Origin of the sequence: Spongiactinospora sp. 9N601 (assembly GCF_044326295.1) — a bacterium.
Taxonomy (GTDB): domain Bacteria; phylum Actinomycetota; class Actinomycetes; order Streptosporangiales; family Streptosporangiaceae; genus Spongiactinospora; species Spongiactinospora gelatinilytica.
Genome location: NZ_JBIRBB010000006.1, coordinates 144,404 through 164,206, shown reverse-complemented (window position 1 = coordinate 164,206; position 19,803 = coordinate 144,404). Strand labels below are relative to the sequence as shown.

Below are 19,803 nucleotides of genomic sequence, written 5' to 3'. Positions count from 1 at the left end.
CCCCCGTCTCCAAATGGTCGCATCGCGTTGAGCTAGTTGATGGGGACACTAAAACATGATCGGAAGGAACCAAGGAACAACAGCCGCAATCGTGAAACACGAGGACGGGCGCGGGAAACGGCAGTTCTCCGGCTCTGGGCTCCACGGGAACGTCGGCTACGCAGGTGGCGTGGCCGGTCGCGGTGAGTTGGTGACCGGCTACACGCCGGGGGTCGCCTTCCCGAATGGCGGCTCGATCTGCCGGACGATGTGCGAGGCGGCGCGGCGCGTCGAGATAGCCGCTCTCGGCCGGCGCATGCGCGGCGCCGTACTCGACGAGGTGGAGACCGCCTGGAACGCGCGCGAGCCGCACCGGGCGGCGGAGGCCATGTGGCTCACCTTGCTGGCCCTCTTCTACACCGGTGACCTCGACTCGGTGACCGACTACTGTGAAGAGCTGTCCCGCGATCAGGAGTGGACGCGCTCACCGCTGCGCCGGGGGTTGCTGCTCATGATGCGGGCCCGCGTCGGCCTGGAGACCCGGGCGATGGGCCTGGCCGCGGAGATGTTCAGGTCGCTGCTCGCCGAGATGGGCGCGGGGCCGCTCCGGACCCTGGCGGTGGCCTGGCTGACCGAGGCGCTGGTGTGCGTCGGGGAGTTCGACCAGGCGCACGAGGTGCTGTTCGCCAACGGGCTCACGGGCCGGCTGAACAGCGGGCCGGCCGAGCGCGCGCACATCCTGGCCGCCCGGGGCAACCTGCGCCTGGCCACGGGCCAGTTCCAGCTCGGCGTCGATGACTTCATGGAGTGCGGCCGGCTGCTGAAGTCGCTCAACGTCGCCAACCCCGCGGTGATCCCGTGGCGGTCCAGGGCCGCGCTGGGGGCGCTGGCGGTACACCACCGCGACCTGGCACGCGTCCTGGCCGAAGAGGAACTCGCCGCGGCCCGGCGGTGGGGTTCCCCGCGCTCCATCGGCGTCGCGCTGCACGCCCTCGCCCTGGCGCGCCGGGACGAGGCGTCCACGGCCATGCTGGAGGAGGCCGTGGAGCTGTTGTACCTGGCCCAGGCGGGGGCCGCGCTGATCCAGGCGCTCTACGACCTTGGCGCGCTGCGGATCCAGCAGGGCAACGTGACCGGCGGCCGGACCGGCCTGACCGCCGCAGCCGCGGTCGCGCGCGGCTCCGGCAACGCGTACTGGGTGGCCCGGACCGACGCGGCGCTGGCCAGGTCCGGTGACGGCCACGCCTCCCAGGCCCTCACCCCCCAGGAGGCGAGGGTCGCCAACCTGGCCCGTGCCGGGTACAGCAACCGCAAGATCGCCGAGACGCTGTTCCTGGCCGTCCGCACGGTCGAGTTCCATCTGTCCAGCGTCTACCGCAAACTCGGCATTTCCGGACGGGCCGAACTCTCCATGGCACTGAGCCTCACCGTCTCCTAAGCCGGCACCATCTTAATATCGATCCGAAAAGGCTCCACCCGCCCATTGCCGCGGGTGGAGCCTTCGGCTGCCCGCAGGTGAATGCTTGCGGCCCTACCGTAGTTTGTCCCACGGCCTCTTGTGGCCTCTGCGGGCGCATGTCAGAGTCAAAGCGTTGATTCGGGAACTCACCGATAAATCCCTTTGTCGCGGTAATAGAGGTTTCCCATGCTCCAGCAGAACACGACCAAGCGGCTCGGCTATTGGCTGCTGCACCTGCACCGGCTCTTCGACGCCGCCACCGGCTCCGCGCTCGCGGGCGAGCGGCTGAGCCGCAGGCAGTGGCAGGTCCTGCACGCACTCGGCATCGGCGTGGACACGGTCGCCGCAGTGGACGACGCTTTCGACCCCTTCCTGGCCGCCGATGGTGAAAAGTCGTACCGGCCGATCGTCGACGAATTCGTCACGCGCGGATGGGTCGCCGTCGCCGGTGAGACGTACACGCTCACCGAGGCCGGCGTGGCGGCGCACGAACGGGCCGAGGCGATCGTGAACGCACACGCCGCCGAATCGCTCGCCGGAATCAGCGAAAGCGAATTCCTGGCCGCCAACGACGTACTGGAACGGATCGCCCGCAACATCGAGGGCGAGTAACTCCGCGCCGTACCCGTGACAGTTTCCACGAAACGCTCAGCCGCCGTCCCTGGAGGTTCGCATGGACGCTTCCGTAATCGTCGTCGGCGCCGGACCGGCCGGGCTGATGCTGGCCGGAGAGCTCCGCCTGGCCGGTATCGACGTCATCGTGCTGGACCGGCTGGGCGAGCGCTCCGGGCAGTCCCGCGCCATCGGGTTCACCATCCGCACCATGGAGGTGTTCGACCAGCGGGGGCTGCTGCCACGGTTCAGGGACCTTCAGACCAGCCACGCCGGGCACTTCGGCGGTCTCCCCCTGGACCTCGGGCTGCTCGGCTCGGCGCACGGCGCGGCCCGCAACGTGCCGCAGAACACCACCGAGGAGGTGCTGGAGGGCTGGGCCCTCCAGTTGGGCGCCGACATCCGGCGCGGCCGGGAGTGCACCGGCTTCGTGGAGGACCGGGCCGGGGTGACCGTCACCCTGCGCGACGGCGGGGCCCTGCGCAGCCGGTACCTGGTCGGCTGTGACGGCGGGCAGAGCACGGTGCGCAGGGTGGGCGGATTCGACTTTCCCGGGACGTCCGCCACCACCGAACTCTTCCTCGCCGACATCCGCGGCCTTGAGCTGGAGCCGCGCACGGCCGGGGCGCAGACCTCGACCGGCATGGCGATGGTGGCCCGGCTGCCCGGCGGTGTACACCGGATCATCGTCGGCGAGCGGGGGACCCCGCCGCGGACGCGGACCGGCCCGCCGGAGTTCACCGAGGTGGCCGACGTCTGGAAACGGGTGGCGGGGTCGGACATCTCCACGGCGGAGCCGGTGTGGGTCAGCGCGTTCAGCGACGCCGCCCGCCAGGTCACCGAATACCGGCGGGGGCGGGTACTGCTGGCCGGAGACGCGGCCCACGTCCACCTGCCGGCCGGCGGGCAGGGCATGAACACCGGCATTCAGGACTCGGTGAACCTGGGCTGGAAGCTGGCCTCCGTGGTACGGGGGCGGGCCCCCGAGTCGCTGCTGGACAGCTACCACACCGAGCGGCACGCGGTCGGCCGCGCGCTTTTGGCCAACACCCGCGCGCAGGGCGCGCTGTTGCTCGGCGGCGACGAAGCAGCGCCGCTCCGCGACGTCCTGGGCGAACTGATCGGCGGCGCCGAGGCCCAGCGCCTGCTCGCCGCCCGCGTCAGCGGCCTGGACATCACCTACGACGTGGGCCGCGGCAGGCACCCCCTGCTGGGCGCGCGCATGCCGCACCTGGGCCTGGAGCACGCCGGCCGCGGCACCGCGGGCGGCGAGCTGCTGCGCACCGGACGGGGCGTGCTGCTCGACCTGACCGGCAACCGGGTCCTGCGCCGGCGTGCCCGCCCGTGGGCCGACCGGGTCGACATCGTGACGGCCACGCCGCACGCGGACGACGCGGAGGGCCCGCTGGCCGGCACCACCGCGCTGCTGCTGCGGCCCGACGGCCATGTCGCCTGGGCCGCCCCTGGAACCGATGACGATCTGCGCACCGCTCTGGGCCGCTGGTTCGGGCCGAGCCGATAACGATCGAGAAGAGGAACGATGCACAGCACACTGATAGTCGCGAAGATGGCCGCCTCCTCCGCGGACAAGGTGTCCGAGCTCTTCGCCGACTTCGACCGGACCGACATGCCGGACCGGATGGGGACCCGGCGGCGGCAGTTGTTCGAGTTCAACGGCCTGTACTTCCACCTCCAGGACTTCGACGAGGACAATGGCGGCGCGCTGATCGAAGAGGCGAAGACCGACCCGCGGTTCGTCCGGATCAGCGAGGACCTCAAGCCCTACATCGCCGCCTACGACCCTGCGACCTGGCGCTCCCCCAAAGACGCCATGGCCCGCCGGTTCTACGCCTGGAGCGCGGGATGAGCGGCTCGCTCCCCCGCCGTCCGGTGATCACCGGGGTCGGGGTGACCGCGCCGGGCGGCCAGGGGGTCAAGGAGTTCTGGAAGCTGCTCACGGACGGGCGTACCGCCACGCGCCGGATCTCCTTCTTCGACCCGTCGCCCTTTCGCTCACAGGTCGCGGCCGAGGCCGACTTCGACGCCGGGCTGTCCGGGCTGACCCCGCAGGAGATCCGGCGGATGGACCGCGCGGCGCAGTTCGCCGTGGTCACCGCACGCGAGGCGGTGGCCGACAGCGGGCTCGACTTCGCGGGGCTGCCGCCCCACCGCATGGGCGTGACCGTGGGCAGCGCGGTGGGCGCGACCATGGGGCTGGACCAGGAGTACCGGACCGTCAGCGACGGCGGCCGGCTGGAACTGGTCGACCACACCTACGCGGTGCCGCACCTCTACAACTACATGGTGCCCAGCTCGTTCGCGACCGAGGTCGCCTGGGCCGTGGGCGCGGAGGGGCCCACCACGGTGATCTCCACCGGCTGCACCTCCGGGCTGGACGCGATCGGCTACGCAGCCGACCTCATCCGGGAGGGCTCGGCCGACGTACTGGTGGCCGGGGCGACCGACGCGCCCATCTCTCCCATCACACTGGCCTGCTTCGATGCGATCAAGGCGACGACCCCGCGCAACGATGACCCCGAGCACGCCTCCCGCCCGTTCGACGCCAGCCGCAACGGGTTCGTGCTGGGCGAGGGGGCGGCCATGTTCGTGCTGGAGGACCTGGCGAGCGCCCAGGCGCGCGGAGCGAGGATCTACGCCGAGGTGGCCGGGTTCGCCACACGGTCCAACGCCTTCCACATGACCGGCCTCCGGCCGGACGGCAGGGAAATGGCCGAGGCCATCCGCGTCGCGCTGGAGGCGGCCCGGCTCGCGCCCGAGGACATCGACTACATCAACGCGCACGGCTCGGGCACCAAGCAGAACGACCGGCACGAGACCGCCGCGTTCAAGCGCAGCCTCGGCGAGCACGCCTACCGCACGCCGGTCAGCTCCATCAAGTCGATGGTCGGGCATTCGCTGGGCGCCATCGGGTCGATCGAGATCGCCGCCTCCATCCTGGCGATGACGCACAACGTGGTGCCGCCGACGGCCAATCTGCACCGGCCGGACCCCGAGTGCGACCTGGACTACGTGCCGCTGACCGCCAGGGAGCTGCCGGTGGACGCGGTGTTGTCGGTCGGCAGCGGGTTCGGCGGGTTCCAGAGCGCGATCGTGCTGGCGCCACCCGGGCGGAGCGGCACATGACCACCGCGACCTGGGTCACCGGGCTCGGCGTGGCGGCTCCCACCGGGCTGTCGGTGGCCGAGTACTGGGCGGCCACGCTGGCCGGGCGCGGCGCCATCGGGCCGGTGACCCGTTTCGACGCCTCCTCCTACCCGGCCCGGCTGGCGGGTGAGATCACCGGTTTCGTCGCCGAGGACCACCTTCCCAGCAGGCTGCTGCCGCAGACCGACCGGATGACGCGGCTCGCGCTGGCCACCGCCGACCGGGCGTTCGCCGACGCGGGCGTGAATCCGGCGGACCTGCCGGAGTTCGACGTCGGGGTGATCACGGCGAGCCACTCCGGCGGGTTCGAGTTCGGGCAGAACGAGCTGCGCGCGCTGTGGAGCAAGGGCGGCCAGTACGTCAGCGCCTACCAGTCGTTCGCCTGGTTCTACGCGGTCAACAGCGGCCAGATCTCCATCCGCCACGGGCTGCGCGGACCGAGCAGCGTCGTGGTCAGCGACCAGGCGGGCGGCCTCGACGCGGTCGCGCAGGCGCGCCGGCAGATCCGCAAGGGGACCGCCATGGTGATCAGCGGCGCGGTCGACGCCTCGATCTGCCCGTGGGGGTGGGTCGCCCAGCTCACCAGCGGCCGGCTCAGCACCAGGGACGACGCCGAGCGGGCGTACCTGCCGTTCGACGACGACGCGACCGGGCACGTCCCCGGCGAGGGCGGCGCGCTACTGGTACTGGAGGACGCCGGGCATGCCCGCGCGCGCGGCGCGCGGGTCTACGGCGAGATCGCCGGGTACGCGGCCACCACCGATCCCCGGCGGGACAGCGGCCGGGAACCGACGTTGCAGGCCGCCATCGAGGGGGCGCTCGCCGACTCCGGGGTGGAGCCCGCGGACATCGGGGCGGTCTTCGCCGACGCCGCCGCCATCCCGGAACTCGACCGGGTCGAGGCGGAGGCCATCGCCAAGGTGTTCGGGCCGTCCGCCGTACCGGTGACCGCCCCGAAGACGATGACCGGCCGCCTGTACTCCGGGGCGGCCCCGCTGGACCTCGCCGCCGCGTGCCTGGCCATGCGCGACGGGGTCATCCCCCCGACGGTCAACACCCGGCCCTCCCCCGCCTACGACCTCGACCTGGTCACCGGCGCCCCGCGGGCGGCGGCGCTGCGCCACGTCCTGGTCATCGCGCGCGGCCACGGCGGGCTCAACTCCGCCATGGTCGTGCGGGCCGTCGATCCCTCCGCCGCGGCGGACCACTGACGAGACGAAAGGACCGCACATGCCCGGAAACCAGTTCACGCTGGACGATCTCAAGACCGTCCTGCGCCAGGCGGCCGGCACGGACGAGGGCGTCGACCTCGACGGGGACATCATCGACACCTCGTTCGACGACCTCGGGTACGAGTCCCTGGCGCTGCTGGAGACCGCCAGCCGCATCGAACGCCACCACGGAATCAGCCTGGACGAGGACGCGCTCGGGGAGGCCCAGACCCCCCGCGAGCTGATCGACCTCGTCAACACCCACCTGCCCGCCGCGTGAACGCACCCGCCGAGGAGCCTTGATGTCCGTCAACACCGCAACCACCACGCAATCCGCCGGCCGGGTCGCCCTGGTCACCGGCGGCACCAGCGGAATCGGCCTGGCCAGTGCCCGGCTGCTCGCGAGCCAGGGCCACCGGGTGTTCATCTGCGCGCGCGGCGAGGAAGCGCTCGCCGACTCCGTCAAGGCCCTCCAGAACGAGGGGTTCGACGTGGACGGCACCGTGGCCGACGTGCGGTCCAAGGAGGACGTGGCCCGCCTCGTGCAGGCCGCGGTGACCCGGTTCGACACCATCGACGTGCTGGTCAACAACGCCGGCCGCAGCGGCGGCGGAGTGACCGCCGACATCGGCGACCCCCTGTGGGACGACGTCATCGCCACCAACCTGACCAGCGTGTTCGTGGTGACCCGCGAGGTGCTGAACGCCGGTGGGATGCGGCGGAAGTCCCGTGGCCGGATCATCAACATCGCCTCCACGGCGGGCAAGCAGGGCGTGGTGCTGGGGGCGCCGTACTCGGCCTCCAAGCACGGCGTCGTCGGGTTCACCAAGGCGCTGGGCAACGAGCTGGCGCCGACCGGGATCACGGTCAACGCGGTCTGCCCGGGTTACGTCGAGACCCCGATGGCGCAGCGGGTCCGGCAGGGCTACGCCGACGCGTACTCCACCACCGAAGAGGCGATCCTGGAGCGCTTCCAGGCCAAGATCCCGCTCGGCCGCTACTCCACCCCTCAGGAGGTGGCGGGCCTGGTCGGCTACCTCGCCTCCGACACCGCGGCCTCCATCACCGCGCAGGCGCTCAACGTCTGCGGCGGGCTGGGCAACTTCTGAGAGGAGCACGACAGTGTCGCAACAGCCGGGACGAGAGGTCGAGCACGAGGTCACGGTGCGGGCGAGCGCCGAGGAGGTCTACCGCCTGCTCGCCGAAGTCGAGAACTGGCCGCGCCTGTTCCCGCCCTCGGTCCATGTGGAGTACCTGGAGCGCGGCGAACGCGAGGAGCGCATCCGGATCTGGGCCACCGCCAACGGGGAGGCCAAGAGCTGGACCTCGCGCCGCAGGCTCTTCCCGCAGGACAAGCGCATCGACTTCTGGCAGGAGGTCTCCTCGCCCCCCGTGGCGGAGATGACCGGTGCCTGGCTCATCGAGCCGGCGGGCCCGCAGGAGACCAGGCTGCGCCTGCTGCACCGGTACCGGGCCATCGACGACGACCCCGAGGGGCTGGCCTGGATCGACCAGGCCGTCGACCGCAACAGCAGCGAGGAACTTCCCGCGGTCAAGGCCGCGCTGGAGGAGGCGGCCGGGGAAGACCCGCTCACGCTGTCCTTCGTCGACTCCGTCGAGGTCTCCGGCTCGGCCAAGGACCTCTACGACTTCGTCAACGAGGCCGGCCGGTGGCGGGAGCGGCTGCCGCACGTCGCCACCGTGCGGCTCACCGAGGACACCCCGGGACTCCAGGTGCTGCGGATGGACACCCTCACCAAGGACGGCTCCTCGCACACCACCGAGTCGGTCCGGGTGTGCTTCCCCCACCACCGCATCGTCTACAAGCAGACCACGCTGCCGGCCCTGATGAGGCTGCACACGGGCTACTGGGAGTTCGAGGAGACGGGCGACGGCGCCGCCAGGGCCAGTTCCCAGCACACCGTCGTGATCGACCCGAAGCGGATCACCGATGTCCTCGGCGCGGACGCCGGTGTCGCGGAAGCCCGCTCGTTCATCCGCGAGGCGCTCGGCGGCAACAGCCGGGCGACGCTGGGGCTCGCCAAGGATTACGCGGAAGCCCGGCGCTGAGTCATGGCGGACACGGCTACCCCGGCCGCCCGGAGGTCCGGCGCGCTCGATGCCGACGTGCTCGTCATCGGCGCCGGACCCGTCGGGCTGCTGCTCGCGGGCGATCTGGCGGAGCAGGGGGTGCGCACCACGCTGGTGGAGCAGCTCACCGAGCCCATGACCGAGTCCAGGGCGTCCACCCTGCACACCCGCACCATGGAACTGCTCGCCGAACGGGGCGTCCTCGCCCGGCTCGGCGAACTGCCCGGAGGCGGTCCCGGGCACTTCGGCGGCATCCGGCTCGACCTGACCGAGGCCGACCCCGGCCACCCGTACGCCGGGCAGTGGAAATGCCCCCAGACCCGGCTGGAGGCGGTGCTCCAGGAGCGGGCGATGGAGGCGGGGACCGCCCTGCTGCGCGGATGGCGGCTGGCCGGCCTGCGCGACCACGGCGATCACGTCTCGGCCGAGATCCGCTCGGCCGACGGGACCGGACGCGCTCTGACCGCCTGCTACCTGGTGGGCTGTGACGGCGAACGGTCCGCGGTCCGGGGGCTGGCGGGCTTCCAGTTCGCCGGTACCGACGCCGGACGCGAGATGCTGCGCGCCGACGTCGCGGGCATCGAGGTCCCGGACCGGCGCTTCGAACGGCTGCCGAAGGGGCTGGCCACCGCGCACCGCTGGCCCGACGGCAGCACCCGGGTCATGGTCCACGTGTACGGGGCCCGGCCCCGGGCGCGCCTCGCGCCTCCGGCGTTCGAGGAGGTCGCGGCGGCCTGGGCCGAGGTGACCGGAGAGCGGATCGAAGGTGGCACGCCGCTGTGGCTCAACGCGTTCGACGACGCCAGCAGGCAGGTGACGCAGTACCGCAGGGGCCGGGTCCTGCTCGCGGGCGATGCCGCCCACGTACAGATGCCGGTCGGCGGCCAGGCGCTCAACCTGGGGCTTCAGGACGCGGCCGACCTCAGCGGGCCGCTGGCCGGCCGGGTGGCCGGCCGGGTCGGTGAGGACGCCCTCGACGGCTACCACGAACGGCGGCACGCCGTCGGGGTCCGCACGCTCACCAACATCCGGGTCCAGTCGCTGCTGCTGCTTGGAGGAAAGGACGTGGAACCGCTTCGGGAGGTCTTCACCGGGCTGCTGGAATCCGGCCCGGTCCGGCGGGCCGTGGCCCGCGTGATCAGCCAGGTCGGCGAGCCCGCCGCCTGGGCCATCGGCCGCCGGACGGGTGCTCCGCAGCCCCCGGCCCCGGTCCCGCCGGTACGCGAGCGAACCGCATCACAAGGGAGGAAGGGCAGGATGGAACGGCTGGAGAACAAGACCGCGCTGGTCACCGGGTCGAGCCGGGGCATCGGCCGGGCCGTCGCGCGACGGCTGGCCGAGGAGGGCGCCCTGGTCGCCGTGCACTACGCCACCCAGCGGGACGCGGCGGAGGAGACCGTCCGCCTGATCGAGCAGGACGGCGGGCGGGCCTTCAGCGTGCGGGCCGAACTCGGCGTGCCCGGCGACGTCCACGAGCTGTTCCTCGGGCTGGAGCAGGAGCTGAAGGCCCGCACCGGTGAGGTCGTGCTGAACATCCTGGTCAACAACGCGGCCATCACCACGCCCGCGGGCCAGATGCCGGAGGACGTCACCCCCGAGGACCTCGACCGGCTCTACGCCGTCAACGTCAAGGCCCCGTTCTTCATCGTGCAGCGTGCCCTGCCGCTGCTGCCCGACGGCGGGCGGATCATCAACGTCTCGTCGGGGCTGACCCGGCTGGCCAACCCCGAACAGGTGGCGTACTCGATGACCAAGGGCGCCATCGAGCAGATCACCCTGCACTTCGCCCGCCATCTCGCCCCGCGCGGCATCACGGTCAACACCGTGGCGCCCGGCATCACCGACAACGGCAGCGCGATCTTCGACGTCCCCGAGGCGGTGCAGCAGATGGCCCAGCTGTCGGCGTTCAAGCGGGTCGGCCAGGCGGAGGACGTCGCCGACGTGATCCGCTTCCTGGCCACGGACGAGGCCAGGTGGGTCACCGGGACGTTCGTCGACGCCAGCGGCGGCACGCTGCTCGGCTGAAACCAATCGGCATCTTCGGGAGTAACGGGGTCCATGACCACGGCACAGGAAACGATGACCGCACCGGCAGCGGAGCCGGAACCGGCCGGCCTCGCCGGCCGGATCGAGGAGTTACGGGAGCTGAAGCGGCAAATCCAACAGGGGCCCGACGCCGCGGCGACCGAACGCCAGCACGCCAAGGGCAAGCTGACCGCCTACGAACGCATTGACCTGCTGCTCGACCCGGGCACCTTCACCGAGGTGGAATCGCTGCGCCGGCATCGGGCGACGGGGTTCGGGCTGGAGGCCAGACGCCCGCACAGCGACGGCGTGGTCACCGGCTGGGGCCAGGTGAACGGCAGGACCGTGTTCGTCTACGCCCATGACTTCCGTGTCTTCGGCGGCGCGCTCGGGGAGGCGCACGCCGGGAAGATCCACAAGATCATGGACATGGCGCTAGCGGCGGGCGCCCCCCTGGTCTCGCTGAACGACGGCGCGGGCGCGCGCATCCAGGAGGGCGTCTCCGCCCTCGCCGGGTACGGCGGCATCTTCCAGCGCAACACGCGGGCGTCCGGTGTCATCCCGCAGATCAGCGTGATGCTCGGCCCGTGCGCGGGCGGCGCCGCCTACTCCCCCGCGCTCACCGACTTCGTCTTCGCGGTCCGCGGCACTTCGCAGATGTTCATCACCGGCCCGGACGTGGTCGCGGCGGTGACCGGGGAGGAGGTGACGCACGAGGGCCTGGGCGGGGCCGACGTGCACGGCGGGGTCTCCGGCACCGCGCACTTCGTCTACGACGACGAGGAGACCTGCCTGGCGGAGGTTCGGTACCTGCTGTCCATGCTGCCGGCCAACAACCGCGAGCTGCCGCCGGTCGTGCCCGCCGCCGACCCGCCGGACCGGCGGCTGGACGGCGTCCGCGACCTGGTGCCGCTGGACGGCAACCGCTCCTACGACGTGCGCGAGGTCATCGCGGAGATCGTCGATGACGGGGAGCTGCTGGAGGTGCACGCCGACTGGGCGCGCAACCTGGTGTGCGCGTTCGCCCGGCTGGACGGGCACGTGGTCGGCGTGGTGGCGAGCCAGCCGGCGATGCTGGCCGGCGTCCTGGACATCGAGGCCAGCGAGAAGGGGGCGCGGTTCGTCCAGTTCTGCGATGCCTTCACCATCCCGCTGCTGACCCTCGTGGACGTGCCCGGGTTCCTGCCGGGGGTGCGGCAGGAGCACGACGGCATCATCAGGCGCGGCGCGAAGCTGCTGTACGCCTACTGCAACGCCACGGTTCCGCGGGTGTCGGTGGTGTTGCGCAAGGCGTACGGCGGGGCGTACATCGTGATGGACTCGCGGTCGATCGGCGCGGACCTGGCGCTGGTGTGGCCGGGCAACGAGATCGCGGTGATGGGCGCCGACGCCGCCGCCGACGTGATCTTCCGCAGGGAGATCGCGGCGGCCGAAGACCCGGCCGCCACCCGCGCGCGGAAGATCGAGGAGTACCGCGAGCGGCTGGTCCACCCCTACTACGCGGCGGAGCACGGACTGGTGGACGACGTGATCGACCCGGCGGAGACCCGTGCCGTGCTGGTCCGGGCGTTCGCCATGCTCCGGCACAAGGACGCCGCCCTCCCGCACCGCAAGCACGGCAATCCGCCGCAATGAGACCGCCACCAATGCGAGGGGAGCGATCAGAGCGATGAGGGAGCACACGGACATACCGCTGCTGCGCGTGGAGCGGGGCGCGCTGGACCCGGTGGAACTCGCCGTGGTCACCGCGGTCCTGCTGCGCCGGCGGAACGCGGCGCGGCGACGACCGGGGCCGTGGCGATCGGCCGCCCCGGCGCCATGGCGGCGTCCCGAACCGATCCCCGCCTACCGAGGGCCGCGGAGCTGGCAGGCCCAGGCCGCCTGAACACGGGCCCGCCCCCCACGAACGGAGACTGATCATGGAAGTCGGACTGCTCTTCGACATGCGCAACCCGGAGCCCTGGCAACGTCCCTGGGCCTACCACTACGCGCGCTCCCTGGAGCTGTGCGAAGAGGCCGACCGGCGCGGGGTGGGCGGCCTCTGGTTCACCGAGCACCACCTGTTCGAGGACGGCTACCTGCCGCAGCCGCTGACCATGGCCGCCGCCGCGGCGGCGCGCACCGCCAAGGCCCGGATCGGCACCGCGGTGATGCTGCCGAACCTGCGCCATCCGGCGCAGATCGCCGAGGAGGCCGCCGTCGTGGACCTCATCAGCGGCGGCCGGCTGGAACTCGGCTTCGGCGCGGGTTACGGGGCCCTGGAGTACGCGCTCTTCGACGCCGACCACGGACGGCGGTTCCGCAACGTCGAACGGAACATCGGCGAGGTCCTGCGGCTGTGGCGGGAGGCGGGGGTCACCCCGCCGCCGCTGCAGCAGCCGCCGCCCGTGTGGGGCGGGTTCTACGGGCCGCGCGGCGCGGGCATCGCGGGCCGCCTCGGCCTGGGCCTGCTGCACATCTCCCCCGAGATGTTCGAGCACTACCGCGCCGGCCTGATCGAGGGCGGGCACGATCCGGCCACGGCGCGGGTGTCGGACCTGCTGCCGGTGATCCTCTCCGACGACCCCGAGGCCGCCTGGCCCCGCGTCGCCCCCCACCTGGCCCATCAGAAGAACACCTATCGGCGGACCTGGGCGGCGGGCACCGACCGGCCGCAGCCGCCGACGCTGCGCGCCGAGGACTTCCCCGACCGGCCGGCCGACGGATCGTGGGCCATGCTGGAGATCCTCACCCCGGAGGACGCGGCGGCGCGCATCCACCAGAAGATCCGCGGGCTGCCCGTGCGGCACCTCATCTTCTGGGCGAGCGTCGCGGGCATGCCCGACGACCTGGTGGCCAGGAACATCGAGCTGATCTGCGAGCGGCTTCCGGATCTGCTGGAGAAGGCGGCCACGGGTGGATAGCGCCGGGAGCGCGACGGTCCGGCGTGGCGGCCGGCCGCTGTTGTTCGTCCTTTCCGGGAACATGCTGCTCGACGCGATCGAGGTCTCGCTGGTGCTGGTGGCGTTGCCGGCCATCGGCGCAGATCTCGGGCTGGGCCCGTGGGGGGTGCAGTGGCTGATGAGCGGGTTCGCCCTCGGGTTCGCGGTGAGCCTCACGCTCGGGCCACGGCTGGTCGCCCTGTGGGGACTGCGCAGGGTCTATCTCATCGCGATGCTGGTGTTCGCCGCCGCCTCCCTCGTCGGCGGGCTGAGCACGAACATGGCGGTCCTCGTGGGCTCCCGGGTGGTCAAGGGGGCCTGCGCGGCGCTGACCGCGCCCGCCGGGCTGGCGCTGATCGGTGAGACGTTCCCGTCCGGTCCGCGGCAGCGCAGGGCGGTGTCGGTCTACTCGATGTTCGGGGCGTCCGGTTTCAGCCTGGGGCTGGTGCTGTCCGGCCTTCTGGTCGCCGACACCTGGCGCTGGACGTTCCTGTTCCCGGTTCCGGTGGCGCTGGCGCTGCTGGTGGCGGGGCGGCGCCTCATACCGGACGTCGAAGGCGCGCCACCCCCGAAGTCCGGCCTCGCACTGCTGCGCAACGGGCCCTTGATGCGCGCGGTGGCGGGCGCGGGCATCCTGAACGGCGTCTACATCGGCCTGCTGCTGGTGGTGACGTTCACGCTGAGCGGGGGTATGGGATGGCGGGCGTGGCAGGTCGCGCTCGCCCTGCTGCCCGCCTGCCTGCCGCTGGTGCTCTCCCTTCCGTTCGCGGGGCGGCTCGTCCAGCGGTTCGGCACGTCGCGGCCGATCGCGCTCGGGGCGCTGCTCGCGTTCGCGGCCGGGCCGCTCGCGCTGGCGCGTTCCGGCGGCGGCTCCTACGCCGGCGACGTGCTGCCGTCGCTGCTCCTGGTCGGGGCGTCGTTCGTCGTGGCGTTCGCCGCCTTGAACATGCGGGCGACGCAGAGCGTCGCCGCCGACCTGCGGCGCGCGGCGGTGCCCGTCTACCAGACGGGGGTCCAGATCGGCAGTGTCGTGATGCTGCCGCTGGTCGCCGCCCTGCTGGACGCCCCGGGCGGTGCGCGGCCGGCGTTGCTGGCCGTCTCGGTGCTCGGCGCCATCGGGGTCGCGGTCGCGGCGACCGGCCTGCGCACCCGCTCCGGCGAAGCGGGTGCGTGAGGACGGCCGGGCCGGGGTCAGCCGCGCCCGAGTACGGCGAGCGCGGCGAGCAGCGTGCGATCGTCGGTGGCGAGGGCCTGTACGCCCCGCCACCGCCCGTCGCCCCCCGCGCGGACGAGGTCGCCGGGGTCCCTGACGTACGCGATCAGCGGCCGGCCGCCGTACGCGTCGGCCCCGATCTCGCCTGCCACTTCCAGGGGCACCGTGACGGAGTCGAAGGCGGACGGGACGTCGGCCGGCACGCCGTCGGGGACGAACAGGGACAGCAGCGGACGGCCCCGGGTCGGTACCGGCAGCGGGCCGGCCACGTCGTAGATGCCGTGGTGGTCGCTGGCGTGGACGCGTTCCAGGTCGATGTACGCGGCCGGATCGGCGATGATCGCGTCATAGGGATAGCCGTCCCACAGTTTCCGCGACACCACCCCCGTCTCCACGGTCGCCTCCGGGCCGATGTCGACGGGTTTGGCCAGGTCCCTGACGTCCCAGGCCAGCGCGCCGGGCCGCCCGCCGGCCACGGTGAGGTCCCGCGAGCCCAGCACGAGCCCGCTGCCCGCGGGCAGGATGGTCTGGAGGCTGGCCACGGCCCGGGCGAGGTTCCAGGGGTGCTCGCGGTGATTCGCCGCGGCGATCAGCAGCCGGGTGCCCGGAATCCGCCGCGCCAGGACGGCGGCCAGCGAGGCCGGGTCCAGATGGTGCTCCTCCGGCGAGCGCGGGTCGAGTCGTTCCAGGCCCAGGACCACCGCGTCGAGCCCGGCGCGGTCGAGGAGATCGGCCAGGCTGGCCTCGGTGAGCAGGCGCCGGGCCAGCCGGTCCGACACCGCGATGGACCGCCATCCGGCGCTCATGCCGCCACCTCGCCGACCTGACCGCTCGCCGCCCGCAGGTGCCCCGCCAGCGTCGATGACGCGTACTCGCGCTTGTAGATGCCACGCTCCTGGAGCAGCGGGACCACCTCATCGACCAGGATCGGCAGCGTCTCGGTGACGAGATCGGGCGCGATCACGAAGCCGTCGGCGGCGTACGAGCGGAACCAGTGCTCCATCCGGTCCGCCAGTTGCTCCGGCGCCCCGACGAAGGTGCCGTGGCCGCCGCTCAGGTACCGGGTGCGCCGCAGGTGCTCGGAAAGCGGGAGCCGCGGGGTCTCGGCCAGCACCGCGAGCGTGGAGGCCCGCAGGTGGTCCCGGCCGGCCTCCGCCGCGGCGATGGCCGCCTCCAGCACCGCCGGCGAGATCGGCCTTTCCTGGTCCAGATCGGCCACCGGCACGCCGATCAGGCCGCCGAACCAGACCTCGTGCTGGGTGCGGGTGATCGGATCCTCGGTGAACAGCTCGTCCACCCGGGCCCGCGCCTCCGCGCTGGTGCTCCCGAGCACGATCCGCACGCCGGGGAGGTAGGCGAGGTCGGCGGGGCGGCGGCCGGCGTCCCGCGCGTCGGACTTCACCATCCGGTACCTCGCCTGGGCCTCCTCGATCGTGAGCGCCGAGTCGAAGACCGCGCTCGCCAGGCGCCCGGCCAGCCCCCGCCCCTCGCTCGACGAGCTGGCGCGGATGATGGGCGGCCGTCCCTGCGGGGAGCGGGGCAGCGGCAGACGTCCGGAGACGGTGAAGTGGCCGCTGTGGTGCGCCACCTCCGGGCCGTCGCCGGCCGAGTCCCAGAGCCGGACGACGACCTCCGCGAAGTCCTCGGCGCGCCGGTAGCGCAGCCCGCGCTCGGGGTGCCGGGCGAGGCCGAAGTTGGCCGCCGCGTCCTCGGCGAAGGTCGTGACGAGGTTCCACGAGACCCGGCCCGCCGACAGATGGTCCAGGGACAGCAGCCGCTCGGCGAGCCGGTAGGGGTCGTTGTAGGTGGTCGAGGCGGTGACGATGACGCCGATCCGCTCGGTGTCGGGCACCACCGAGGCCCATTGGACGAACCGGTCCAGCCCGTCGAGGTCGATCCGGTTGAATCCGAGGAACTGCGCGGAGTCCCCGGAGAAGACCGCGTCGAACAGACCTCGTTCGGCGAGCCTGGCGGTGCGCGACCAGTACTCGGCGGTGAAGATCTCCCTGCCGGTCAGCCCCGGCGACAGCCACGCCCGTGGTGAGACGCCGTAGCTGCGCAGGTTGTAGGCGAGGAACAGTCGCCTGCCATCGTCGGTCATCTGCTTCCCTTCGTTGCGCGCACGACGCCGGCCGTTCCGCTCACCGCGCCGGCGTGAGGCCGAGGTGGTCCCGGAGCGTGCCGCCGGTGTACTCCCGGCGGAACAGTCCGCGGTCTTGCAGGATCGGCACCACCTCGTCAGCGAGGGCCCGCGCCCCGGCGAGCCCCTGGGCGGGCGAGATGGCGAATCCGTCGGCCGCCCCGGCCTCGGCCCACCGCTCAATGTGGCCGGCGACCTGTTCGGGGGTGCCGAAGACCCGGCCGTGGCCGTGCGCCGTGCCCAGGGCCTGGAGCAGCCGGCGCAGGGTGGCGCCCTCCTCCCTGGCCAGGTCGAGGAAGATCTGCGCGCGACCCGGCTGGCGGGTCAGCGCGGCGGCCTGCGGCAGCCGCTCTTCCGGTACCCGCTCGTCCAGTTCGAGATCGGACAGATCGACTCCGCCGAGCAGGCTCTCCAGGCTCCGGCGGGTCCGCTCGTAGTCGATCTGGCCGAGGAAGCGCTCGTGGAGTTCGCGGGCCTCGGCCTCGGTCGCGCCGATCGTGACCACGAGTCCCGGCAGGATGCTGACACGGGTCTCGTCCCGCCCCTGCCGCCGGACGCGCGCCTTCACATCGGTGTAGAACGCCTGCGCCTTGGCGATGTCGTGTTGCGCGGTGAACACGACCTCGGCGTGCCTGGCGGCGAAGTTCCGGCCGGTCTCGGAGTCGCCGGCCTGGACCAGCACGGGCCGGCCCTGCGGCGGGCGGGCGATGTTGAGCGGGCCCGCGACGCGGAAGTGCTTGCCCTGGTGGTCGATCCGGTTGATCTTGTCAGGGTCGAAGAAGACCCCGTTCTCGCGGTCGATGAGCACCGCGTCGGGCTCCCAGCTCGCCCACAGCTTGGAGACGACCTCGATGAACTCGTCGGCGCGCTCGTACCGCGCATCGTGCCCGGGGATCTCGTCGTACCCGAACTGCTCCTCGCCCGCCACGGACGTGACGATGTTCCAGCCGACGCGCCCGTTGCTGAGATGGTCCAGCGTGGCCAGGGTCCTGGCGAGGTTGTAGGGCTCGGAGAAGGTGGTGGAGGCCGTCCCGATCAGGCCGATCTTCTCGGTCCGCGCCGCCAGCGCGGCCAGCAGCGTCAGGATTTCCAGGGAGCCGGCGAACGCCTGGTCCGGGGCGGGCAACGGCAGGCCGAGCCCGTCGCCGCGGATCAGCGCGTCGAACTTCGCCCGCTCGCCGATCTCGGCCACCTCGACGTAGGGCGCGAGGGTGTTCAGCTCCTCGGCCCTGCTGGCCGGGTCGCGCCAGGCGGCGGCGTCCAGGAAGGTGAGCCAAAGTCCCAGGTGAACGTGTCGGTCGTGTCTCTTGCTCATGGTTCTCCCGTGGTGAGTCGGGGCCCTAGGCGTCGAGCCAGGCGTCGTAGACGACGAGGTTGGAAAGGCCGTCCAGGCGCAGGCCGCGCACCTGCGGCGCCGCCGCCACGAAGCCGGAAGCGTGCTCGACCAGGGGGATGCAGATCGCGTCCTCGATGAGGATCTTCTGTGCCTCGGCGAGAAGTTCGTCGCGTTCGGCCGCGTCCACCTCGACGGCCTGGCGCTGAAGGACCTCTTCGAGCCGTTGCCCGTGCGGGCTCACCTCGGAGCTTTTCTCATACAGCCACGGTTGCGCCTTGGTCCCGGCGTTCTGGTACATCTTGCGCAGGACGTCCGCTTCGGCGCTCCGGTTGCCCGAGAACCAGAGGTCGGCGCCGGACTGCCACCAGGTCGGGCCGATCCCGGTCTCGGGCTTGATCGTGATCTCGATGCCGACCGCCCTGGCCTGGTCCTTGATCAGCACCATCGCGTCCTGGATCGTCTTGTCCTCCGCCGCGCCGGTGATCACCAGATGCAGCCGCCGGCCGTCCTTCAGCCGGACGCCGTCGGCGCCGGCCGCCCAGCCCGCGTCGTCGAGGATCTTCCGCGCGCCGGCCGGATCGTGTTGCAGCAGCGCGCTGAAGTCCTGGTAGCCGTTCAGCGTCCGGGTGATCACGCTGGTCGCCGGGGGCGCGACCTTACCGGTGACGGACGCGGAGAGCTCCTGGCGGTCGATGGCCTTGAGCAGCGCCCGCCGTACGGCGATGTCCCGGGCCAGGGGCTTGGTGAAGTTCGGCTGGAGGGAGTACGGGATGCCGACCGTGGCGTTCCAGTAGAGCTTGTTGCCCTGCTGTTCCAGCAGCGCCGAGCCTTCCACCGTCGGCGTCTCGGCGATCTGGGCCTCACCGCTGGCCAGCGCGCCTTCGCGTACGCCTGGTTCTGCGACGAGCCGGACGTCGATCGTCTCGAAGGCGGCCCTGCCCCGGTGCTCGGCGAGCGCCGAATTCCAGGTGTAGTCCTGCCGGCGCTTGAGGACCAGGCGCTCGTCGGGCACGTACTTCTCGACCACGAACGGCCCGCTGGCCACGAAGTCGGTTCTGCGCTTCTCCAGCGGGATCGCGAACGACTTGGGCGAGAGCATGGCCAGTTGGCTGGTGGCGGCCGTGGTGAGGAACGAGGGGTTCGGCTTGGCGAACCGCACCACGACGGTGTACTCGTCCACGACCTTGGTCTCGACGTAGTGCTCGAACTGGCCCCGCACGTACCAGCCGCCCCCGGCGGCGAGGTCCTTTCGCACCCCGTCGAAGTTGGCCTTGACCGCCGCGGCGTTGACCCGCACGCCGTCCGAGAAGGAGGCGTCGGTCCGCAGGTGGAAGGTGAACTCCGTCTGGTCGGAGTTGTGCTTCCACTTGCGGGCGAGCCAGGGATAGAACTTCCCGGTGGCGGGGTCCTTGTCCAGGAGCGAGTCGCTCAGCGCCCGGTTGAGCCAGCCGTAGGACTGGCGGGGGTCGAAGGCCGGGTTCGGCGCCGCGTAGAAGACCAGTGTGCCGCCCTCCTTCCGCTGCCCGGGCGACGCGTTCGGATCGGCATCCGCCGCCGTGCAGCCGCTGAGGGCGAGGGCGGCCAGGAGGGCGCCGCTTAACAGCCGTGTACTACCTCGTGTGGGAAGTGCCATGTGTCGCGTTCTCTTTCC

Annotated in this window: 18 protein-coding genes; 14 read left to right on the top strand and 4 right to left on the bottom strand. The window is 72.1% G+C overall.

The annotated features are described in order from the left end of the window. Positions 1 to 91 precede the first annotated feature (91 nt). The 14 genes from ACH34R_RS15770 to ACH34R_RS15705 all read left to right on the top strand — a co-directional run bounded on the left by ACH34R_RS15770 (position 92) and on the right by ACH34R_RS15705 (position 14,637). On the top strand, positions 92 to 1,417 hold the full coding sequence (locus ACH34R_RS15770; protein ID WP_397562159.1) for a response regulator transcription factor: 1,326 nt from the start codon (positions 92 to 94) through the stop codon (positions 1,415 to 1,417). A gap of 207 nt (positions 1,418 to 1,624) precedes the next feature. Further along, positions 1,625 to 2,050, top strand: a complete 426-nt coding sequence (locus ACH34R_RS15765) for a MarR family winged helix-turn-helix transcriptional regulator (RefSeq protein WP_397562158.1) — start codon at positions 1,625 to 1,627, stop codon at positions 2,048 to 2,050. 61 nt (positions 2,051 to 2,111) lie between these two features. Further along, complete coding sequence (locus tag ACH34R_RS15760) at positions 2,112 to 3,572, top strand: FAD-dependent monooxygenase (protein WP_397562157.1); 1,461 nt, start codon at positions 2,112 to 2,114, stop codon at positions 3,570 to 3,572. A gap of 18 nt (positions 3,573 to 3,590) precedes the next feature. Beyond that, on the top strand, positions 3,591 to 3,917 hold the full coding sequence (locus ACH34R_RS15755; RefSeq protein WP_397562156.1) for a TcmI family type II polyketide cyclase: 327 nt from the start codon (positions 3,591 to 3,593) through the stop codon (positions 3,915 to 3,917). Further along, positions 3,914 to 5,194, top strand: a complete 1,281-nt coding sequence (locus ACH34R_RS15750) for a beta-ketoacyl-[acyl-carrier-protein] synthase family protein (protein ID WP_397562155.1) — start codon at positions 3,914 to 3,916, stop codon at positions 5,192 to 5,194. The genes ACH34R_RS15755 and ACH34R_RS15750 overlap by 4 nt, the downstream gene beginning before the upstream one ends. After that, positions 5,191 to 6,426: a ketosynthase chain-length factor gene (locus ACH34R_RS15745; protein ID WP_397562154.1), complete on the top strand. Its 1,236-nt coding sequence runs from the start codon at positions 5,191 to 5,193 to the stop codon at positions 6,424 to 6,426. Before ACH34R_RS15750 ends, ACH34R_RS15745 begins: the two co-directional genes overlap by 4 nt. 19 nt (positions 6,427 to 6,445) lie before the next feature. Then, a complete protein-coding gene (locus ACH34R_RS15740; RefSeq protein ID WP_111165173.1) occupies positions 6,446 to 6,706 on the top strand; it encodes an acyl carrier protein in 261 nt (86 codons plus the stop codon). Positions 6,707 to 6,728: 22 nt separating this feature from the next. After that, positions 6,729 to 7,535, top strand: coding sequence for an SDR family NAD(P)-dependent oxidoreductase (locus ACH34R_RS15735; protein ID WP_397562153.1), 807 nt, complete (start codon positions 6,729 to 6,731; stop codon positions 7,533 to 7,535). A gap of 13 nt (positions 7,536 to 7,548) precedes the next feature. Beyond that, positions 7,549 to 8,496, top strand: a complete 948-nt coding sequence (locus ACH34R_RS15730) for an aromatase/cyclase (RefSeq protein WP_397562152.1) — start codon at positions 7,549 to 7,551, stop codon at positions 8,494 to 8,496. Positions 8,497 to 8,499: 3 nt separating this feature from the next. Then, entirely contained in the window at positions 8,500 to 10,542 is a 2,043-nt protein-coding gene (locus tag ACH34R_RS15725) for an SDR family oxidoreductase (RefSeq protein ID WP_397562151.1), read from the top strand. Between the two features lie 54 nt (positions 10,543 to 10,596). Next, a complete protein-coding gene (locus ACH34R_RS15720; protein ID WP_397562150.1) occupies positions 10,597 to 12,177 on the top strand; it encodes an acyl-CoA carboxylase subunit beta in 1,581 nt (526 codons plus the stop codon). A 34-nt stretch (positions 12,178 to 12,211) separates the two neighbouring features. Next, positions 12,212 to 12,427, top strand: coding sequence for an acyl-CoA carboxylase subunit epsilon (locus ACH34R_RS15715; protein WP_397562149.1), 216 nt, complete (start codon positions 12,212 to 12,214; stop codon positions 12,425 to 12,427). 34 nt (positions 12,428 to 12,461) lie between these two features. Then, the gene (locus tag ACH34R_RS15710; protein WP_397562148.1) at positions 12,462 to 13,445 is read left to right on the top strand and encodes an LLM class flavin-dependent oxidoreductase; all 984 of its coding nucleotides are present in this window, start codon (positions 12,462 to 12,464) and stop codon (positions 13,443 to 13,445) included. Continuing rightward, a complete protein-coding gene (locus tag ACH34R_RS15705; RefSeq protein ID WP_397562147.1) occupies positions 13,438 to 14,637 on the top strand; it encodes an MFS transporter in 1,200 nt (399 codons plus the stop codon). The genes ACH34R_RS15710 and ACH34R_RS15705 overlap by 8 nt, the downstream gene beginning before the upstream one ends. Positions 14,638 to 14,654: 17 nt before the next feature. On the opposite strand, the gene ACH34R_RS15700 is transcribed toward ACH34R_RS15705, so the two are convergent. Genes ACH34R_RS15700 through ACH34R_RS15685 form a run of 4 tightly spaced genes read right to left on the bottom strand, consistent with a single transcriptional unit; the run spans position 14,655 to position 19,785 of the window. After that, on the bottom strand, positions 14,655 to 15,482 hold the full coding sequence (locus tag ACH34R_RS15700; RefSeq protein ID WP_397562146.1) for a hypothetical protein: 828 nt from the start codon (positions 15,480 to 15,482) through the stop codon (positions 14,655 to 14,657). Continuing rightward, positions 15,479 to 16,777 carry an NtaA/DmoA family FMN-dependent monooxygenase gene (locus tag ACH34R_RS15695; protein ID WP_397562145.1) on the bottom strand — a complete coding sequence of 433 codons (1,299 nt, stop codon included), beginning with the start codon at positions 16,775 to 16,777 and terminating at the stop codon, positions 15,479 to 15,481. The genes ACH34R_RS15700 and ACH34R_RS15695 overlap by 4 nt, the downstream gene beginning before the upstream one ends. A gap of 40 nt (positions 16,778 to 16,817) precedes the next feature. Continuing rightward, positions 16,818 to 18,131 (bottom strand): NtaA/DmoA family FMN-dependent monooxygenase, encoded by a 1,314-nt coding sequence (locus ACH34R_RS15690; protein WP_397562144.1) that lies wholly within the window; start codon positions 18,129 to 18,131, stop codon positions 16,818 to 16,820. A gap of 25 nt (positions 18,132 to 18,156) precedes the next feature. Beyond that, the gene (locus ACH34R_RS15685; RefSeq protein ID WP_397562143.1) at positions 18,157 to 19,785 is read right to left on the bottom strand and encodes an ABC transporter substrate-binding protein; all 1,629 of its coding nucleotides are present in this window, start codon (positions 19,783 to 19,785) and stop codon (positions 18,157 to 18,159) included. Positions 19,786 to 19,803 lie beyond the last annotated feature (18 nt).